Source organism: Vibrio sp. 1580, assembly GCF_033340055.1.
Genome location: NZ_JAWOVT010000686.1, coordinates 1 through 526, shown reverse-complemented (window position 1 = coordinate 526; position 526 = coordinate 1). Strand labels below are relative to the sequence as shown.

Annotated in this window: 1 protein-coding gene; it reads left to right on the top strand. The window is 48.3% G+C overall.

Going from position 1 to position 526, the window contains the following annotated elements; genetic code table 11:
• On the top strand, positions 1-526 hold a 526-nt coding region (locus tag R7093_RS27850), incomplete at both ends, for a DNA/RNA non-specific endonuclease (RefSeq protein ID WP_318147361.1).

Sequence of the window (526 nt, the reverse complement as noted above, 5' to 3'; positions counted from 1 at the left end):
CAACTACAACACCAAAAACGCAGACTGGGTTGCTTACCACATTACCGCGGAAAGCGTGAACATCACCAACAAACGCAGTAACGCCTTCCAAGAAGACACTGAAATGCCGGATTACGCGCGCTCTACCCTATCGGACTACAAAGGCTCAGGGTACGACAGAGGGCACCTTGCGCCGTCAGCGACAATGGATTTCACCCAAGAGTCAATGAAGCAAAGCTTTTTGATGAGCAACATGTCGCCTCAACTGCCGGGGTTTAACCGCGTTGGTTGGCGCGTTCTAGAGGAACATGTTCGTGATCTCGCCAATGAGTACAATGAGCTTTATGTGGTGACTGGACCGATTTACCAAGGTAACGAAGGAACAATCGGTAATGGCGTGGTGATCCCGAGCGCATTTTACAAAGTCATTCTTGATCCAAGCTTTGATGAAGCCATTGCGTTCATTGTCCCGCATCGTGATGTTTCAAGCTCTGAGTTAGCCAACTTTATTACCACCATTGACGAAGTTGAACGTCAAACTGGATTA